At 74.3% G+C, this 6,000-nt stretch carries 5 protein-coding genes; 1 reads left to right on the top strand and 4 read right to left on the bottom strand.

All coding sequences use genetic code 11. The features are described 5' to 3' along the window. Nucleotides 1–36 precede the first annotated feature (36 nt). Nucleotides 37–891: a LysR family transcriptional regulator gene (locus GA0115242_RS20990; protein WP_093830720.1), complete on the top strand. Its 855-nt coding sequence runs from the start codon at nucleotides 37–39 to the stop codon at nucleotides 889–891. Nucleotides 892–919: 28 nt separating this feature from the next. On the opposite strand, the gene GA0115242_RS20995 is transcribed toward GA0115242_RS20990, so the two are convergent. The 4 genes from GA0115242_RS20995 to GA0115242_RS21010 form a co-directional block, all read right to left on the bottom strand. Then, nucleotides 920–2,176: a glucarate dehydratase family protein gene (locus tag GA0115242_RS20995; protein WP_093830722.1), complete on the bottom strand. Its 1,257-nt coding sequence runs from the start codon at nucleotides 2,174–2,176 to the stop codon at nucleotides 920–922. 653 nt (nucleotides 2,177–2,829) lie between these two features. Next, on the bottom strand, nucleotides 2,830–4,008 hold the full coding sequence (locus GA0115242_RS21000) for a GDSL-type esterase/lipase family protein (protein WP_093830724.1): 1,179 nt from the start codon (nucleotides 4,006–4,008) through the stop codon (nucleotides 2,830–2,832). Nucleotides 4,009–4,024: 16 nt separating this feature from the next. Continuing rightward, nucleotides 4,025–4,630 (bottom strand): TetR/AcrR family transcriptional regulator, encoded by a 606-nt coding sequence (locus GA0115242_RS21005; RefSeq protein WP_093830727.1) that lies wholly within the window; start codon nucleotides 4,628–4,630, stop codon nucleotides 4,025–4,027. A gap of 126 nt (nucleotides 4,631–4,756) precedes the next feature. After that, nucleotides 4,757–6,000: C40 family peptidase (locus GA0115242_RS21010; RefSeq protein ID WP_370672308.1), on the bottom strand; the 1,244-nt coding region annotated here is incomplete at its 5' end.

The raw sequence follows: 6,000 nt of genomic DNA on the forward strand, positions 1-6,000 counted from the left end.
AAAATGCGCTGCGGCCACGATCTATACGCTGGAGTCATGGATGTCGAGCTCCGGCAGCTGCGCGCTCTCGTGGCCATCGTCGACGAGGGCGGGTTCACCGACGCGGCGATCGCCCTCGGTGTCTCCCAGGCCGCGGTCTCCCGCACCCTGGCCTCCCTCGAACGCGCCCTGGGGGTGAAGCTGCTGCGCCGCACCTCGCGCGAGGTGGCGCCGACCCCGACCGGACTGCGGGTGCTGGCGCAGGCCCGCCGCGTCCTCGGCGAGGTCGAGGGACTGGTGCGCACGGCCACCTCGGGCCACGCCGGGCTGCGGATCGGCTACGCCTGGTCGGCGGTGGGCCGCCACACCTCGGCCTTCCAGCGCCGCTGGGCGCGGGCCCACCCGGAGACCGACCTGCACCTGGTCCGGGTCAACTCGACGACCGCGGGACTCGCCGAGGGCAGTTGCGATCTGGCCGTCGTCCGGCGGGAGTTGGACCCGCGCCGGTTCGAACAGGTCGTCGTCGGGCGGGAGCGGCGGCTGTGCGCGCTGGGCGCGGACGATCCGCTCGCCCGCCGCCGCTCGGTCCGGCTGGCCGAACTCGTCGACCGGGTCCTGCTGATCGACCGCCGCACCGGCACCACGACCGCCGACCTGTGGCCGCCGGACGCCCGCCCGGAGACCGAGGAGACCCATGACGTCGACGACTGGCTGACGGTGATCGCGAGCGGCCGGGCCGTCGGGGTGACGGCGGAGTCGACCGCCCACCAGTACCCGCGCCCCGGCCTGGTCTACCGGCCGGTGCGCGACGCCGACCCGGTCGAGGTCCGCCTCGCCTGGTGGCGGGACGACCCGCATCCGGCCACCGGGGCCGTCGTCGCGCTCCTCGGCGACCTCTACCGGGACGCCTGACCCGGACGGCCCCGGCGGCGCCCCCGGCTCACCAGCGCGGCAGCCGCGGGTCGTAGTCGGGCCTGACCCGGCGCATGTATCCGGAGTCGTCGCGCCCGCGCATCCCCGACTCCAGGTAGAGCCGGTGCAGCCGGTCGAGGGCGTCGTGGTCGAGCTCCACGCCCAGGCCGGGCCCGGTCGGCACCGCCACCTCGCCGTCGCGCAGTTCGAGGACGCCCGGCCGGACGATCTCGTCGGCGGAGTTCCACGGGTAGTGGGTGTCGCAGGAGTGGTCCAGGTTGGGGATGGCCGCCGCGACGTGCGTCATCGCGGCGAGGCTGATGCCCAGGTGCGAGTTGGAGTGCATGGACAGCGTGATCCCGAACGCCTCGCAGACGGCGGCCAGTTCACGGGTACGGCGCAGCCCGCCCCAGTAGTGGTGGTCGGTCAGCAGCACCTGGACGGCGTTCTGCTCGACGGCCGGCCGCAGATGCTCCCACGCGATCACGCACATGTTGGTGGCCAGCGGCAGCGGCGAGTCCTTCGCCACCTCGGCCATCCCGGCGATCGTCGCCGTCGGGTCCTCCAAGTACTCCAGGACGCCGTCCAGTTCGCGGGCCACGTAACGGGACGTCGGCACCGTCCAGGCGGTGTTGGGGTCCAGGCGCAGTGGTTGTCCCGGGAACGCCTCGGCGAGCGCGCGGATCGCGGCGATCTCCTCGTCCGGCGGGAAGACACCGCCCTTCAGCTTGAAGGACCTGAACCCGTACCGCTCCTGCATCAGCCGCGCCTGCGCGACGATCCCGGCCGGGTCCAGGGCCTCGCCCCAGTCGTCGCCGACCGCCTCGCGCCCGTCCAGAGCGGGGTGTTCACCCCACTTGTAGAAGAGGTACGCGGCGAACGGCACCCGGTCCCTGACCCGCCCGCCGAGCAGGTCGCTGACCGGCCGCCCGAGCAGCTTGCCCTGCGCGTCGAGACAGGCGACCTCCACGGCCGACGTCGTCCAGCCCCGCTCGTGGGAGCTGGGCACGGTCGGCAGCAGGACCGCGTCGATCGCCGCCGCCACGGCCGTCGTGTCGAAGACGTCCAGGCCGACGACGGCCCGCGCGGCGGCGGCGAGCCGCTCCACCCGCACCGCGCCACCGGGGGACTCGCCGAGGCCCACCGTGCCGTCCTCCAGGCGCAGTTGGAGGACGCAGCGCAGGGCGAGCGGCTCGTGGACACCGCCCGAGTTGAGCAGCGGCGGGTCACGGAACGCGATCGGGGTGACGATCAGTTCCCGGATCTTCGTACCGGTGGTGCTCATGCGCGGACAGCCTCCAAGCCGTGGTCGGTCGGGTGCGCCAGCCGGGCCGGACGGCCGGGCGTGGGGTCGGGCAGCGTCCCCGGACGCCGCCGACGTCCGGGCGCGATCGGTCCGGACGTGAGCGGGCCGTGGGGGAGTGCGAGGGGGCCGCCCAAGGCGTCTCCGTCCATCCCCGCCCCTATCCGTTCACGTCCATGAATCAATTTCACAAAGCTGAATGATCGCCCAAGCTAAGAATCGTTTCTCCGGTATGTCAAGGCGTGCCTGGAGAATCGCCGTGACGACACCGGCCCGCGCGGCCCGGCCCCGACCTGGCCCGATCCCCTCCGACTCGACCCGACCCGCAGCGCCCCGCACCGACCCGTCCCCGGCTTCGACCGGCGGAATCCGGCCCCGCCCGCCCGGGGTCCCGACGCGGCGAGGCCGCCACCCGGTGGGGTGACGGCCTCGTGCTGTCTCCGGCCTCCTCGTGATGCTGCCGACCGGCTCCGTACGTGAGCGGGAGAGGTGCAGCCCGTGCGCGGACGCGGCTCGGTCCGGCGGGCGGATGCGGCTCGGCCCGCGCGCGGAGGTGCCGCGGTCCGTCCGTGGGGAGTGCCGCGGTCCGTCCGTGGAGGTGGCCCGGTCCTCGCGCGGGCGGAGGTCGCGTCGTCCTAGGCGGCGAACGCGCCTCCCTCGCCGAAGGCCAGCGCGGCGAACCGCTCGCCGACGCGGCGGTGGGTGGCGGCGTCGGGGTGCAGGTCGTCCGGGAGCGGCAGTTCGGCCGCGTCCCGCTCGCCGTAGAGGGCGAGCCCGTCGAGGTGGTGCAGACGCGGATCGTCGGCCCGCCGCCGCTCCACGATCGCGGCCAGCTCCTCGCGGATCGCCCTGAGCGTCAGCTTCCCGGCCGCCCGCTCGGCGGGATCGCCCATCGCCTTGAACCGCAACTGCCCGTCGGCGATCCGGCTGAAGTCCGGCGCGCTGGGCCCCGGGGTGTCCTCGTGGATCGGGCAGAGCAGGGGCGACACCACCAGCAGCGGCGTCTCGGGGTGCCCCTCCCTGATGGTGTCCAGGAACCCGTGCACGGCCGGGGTGAACGCGCGCAGCCGCATCACGTCCGCGTTGACGAGGTTGATGCCGATCTTGACGCTGATCAGGTCGGCGGGGGTGTCCCGCAGGGCGCGCGCGGTGAACGGGTCGAGCAGGGCGCTGCCGCCCAGGCCCAGGTTGATCAGCTCCACACCGCCGAGCGAGGCGGCGAGGGCGGGCCAGGTCGTCGTCGGGGTGGCGGCGAACGAACCGTGGCTGATCGAACTGCCGTGGTGCAGCCAGACGCGGCGGCCGGGGTCGGAAGCGGGCCCCACGGGCGCGTCGGTGCGCAGCGCGACGAGTTCGGTGGTCTCGTCGTGCGGCAGCCAGATCTCGACGTCCTTCTCCGCCTCCGGCAGCCCCGTGAAGCGGAGCGTGCCGACCGGTCCCGGCGTCAGCTCCGTGCTGCCCCGCGCCATGTCGATGGTGAGCGTGTTCCCGCCGGTGACGCTCCCCGAACCGGCCGGGCGGCCGTCCACGACGAGGTCGTAGACGCCGTCGGGCCGGGGCGGCACCCCGGCGTAGACGCGCTTGGTGGGCAGGGTGTCCAGCTCGATCGCGGTGGCCCGGGTGCGGAAGACCAGCCGCACTCCGGAGGGCTGCGACTCGGCCATGGCCAGTTGCGGGTCGGTGTACTGGGCGCGGGCCCGCGCGGGCAGCCGGTGCGGCAGCAGGCCGCGCCCGGTCTCCTCGACGTCGAGGGCGCCGCGCAGGAATCCGGCGGTCAGGGGGGTGGTGATCCAGTCGTGCGGTGTGGTGTGCATGCTCTCAACCTGCTGTTCAGGACGGCTCTGAAGGCTCGGACGGCGCCTGCGGGGCGGCGGGCCAGGAGCGCAGGAGCGCGTCGAGGGCGTCCAGGACGCGGGTCCAGCTCTCCTGCGAGTCGGGGGAGCTGTGGCTGAAGCCCCCGGCCAGTTCCAGGCTCACGTACCCGTGGAAGGTGCTGCCCAGGAGCCGCACGGCGTGTGTCTGCTCCGGCTCCGCGAGGTCGTAGCCGCGCAGCACGGCCCGGGTCATCTGGGAGTGGCGCACCCCGGCGCTGGCGGCGGCCGTCTCCGGATCGAGCGGCTGACGGCCCGCCGCGTAGCGGCCCGGGTGCTCGTGGGCGTAGTCCCGGTAGACGTTGGCCAGCGCGACCAGGGCGTCCTTGCCGGCCCGCCCCGCCAGCGCGGCGGCGGCCCGGTCGGCCATCTCCCGCAGCACCAGCAGCGCGATCCTGGTCTTGAGATCGTGCGAGTTGCGCACATGCGAGTAGAGACTCGCGACCTTGACGTCGAACCGCCTGGCCAGCGCGGAGACAGTCACCTGTTCGAATCCGACCTCGTCGGCCAGCTCGGCGCCCGCGAGCGCCAGCCGCTCGGGGGTCAGTCCCACGCGACGCACCATGACCGTCCTTCCACTCGGCACCCCGATTATGAAACTACCTAAAGCCTTTAGGCAAATGGGTATCTCATGTAGGTGGGTGTCGAGGGAGGGACGGGTGGGCTGGTGGGGGCGGGTCCGCCGCCGGGCTCAGGCGGGTCGGACGGCGATCCGCAGCGCGGAGTCCCCGGCGTAGAAGGCCGACTCCTCTCGGATCGCGGCGCCGGGGCCCGGCGCGTGGATCATCAGGCCGTTGCCGGTGTAGAGGCCGACGTGGCTGAAGTTGTCGTGGAAGAAGATCAGGTCCCCGGGCCTGGCCTCGGCGAGCGGCACGATCGTGCCGGACCCCGCCTGCTCGTGCGCCAGCCTCGGCAGCGCCACCCCGGCGCTGCGCCAGGCGGCCTGGACGAGGGTCCCGTTGTCGTAGGAGCCCGGCCCCGCCGCGCCCCACACGCAGGGCCTGCCGATCTGGTCGCGGGCGAAGGCGACGGCACGGTCCGCCTTGGTGGCGGTCCCCGCCTCCCGCGCCGGGGCCGCGGCGGCCGCAGGTCGGCCGATGCCGGTGTCCAGGACGCTCGGCTGGCGCAGCCGCCACTCCTCCTCGGCGGCCCGTCTGGCCTGCTCGGCCGACTGCGTCCACGGTGCGGCGGCGGGCGGGGCGGTCTCGAACGACGACCGGGCCGTTTCGAAGGACGGTTGCGCGGTCGCGAACGAAGCCGGTGCGGTCTCGAACGACGGCTGTGACGTCTCGAACGACGTCTGCGCGTCTGCCTGTTGGGAGTCGCCGAAGTAGAACGGCGTGTCCGGGAGCTGCTGTTGCGGTTCGGTGGGGAGGAACGCGGGCTGCGGGTAAGCCTGTCGCGGCTGCTCGGCCTGGTGCGCCTGGAGGTCCTGGAAGCCCTGCGGGAACGACGTCTGCGGGGTCTGCGCCTGCGCGGCCGGGGCGGTCGGCACGGGCTGGAAGGACGGCTGCGGGACCGCCGGGGTGGTGAAGGACGTCTGTTCGGCTGCCGGGGTCGCGAAGGGCGTCTGCCCGGTCGCCGGAGTGGCGAAGGGCGTCTGCCCGGCCGCTGCGGTGGTGAAGGACGTCTGGCCGGTCGCCGTTCGCTCGGCCGGTGCGGGCGCGATGGTCGGGAGGGGGCCGGTGCGCTGGGCGAGATGGCGGGCCATCAGCTCGCGCGCGGTCGCCACCTTGCGCCGGTTGTCCTCCTTGGCCCTGCGCATCGCCGCCTGCCGGGACGGCTGGCGGGACGTCGGGGCGGCCGGGCTCGGCGCGACCGGTGCCGCCGGGGCGAGGGCCGGGGGCAGGGCGTCGGCGGCCGAACCCCGGCGGGGCTCGGGGATCGCCGGGAGGATCGCGGTCGGCGCCATCGCGGGCTCAGGACCGGGCCCGG

The sequence above is a fragment of the Streptomyces sp. SolWspMP-5a-2 genome (assembly GCF_900091845.1).
Lineage (GTDB): Bacteria > Actinomycetota > Actinomycetes > Streptomycetales > Streptomycetaceae > Streptomyces > Streptomyces doudnae.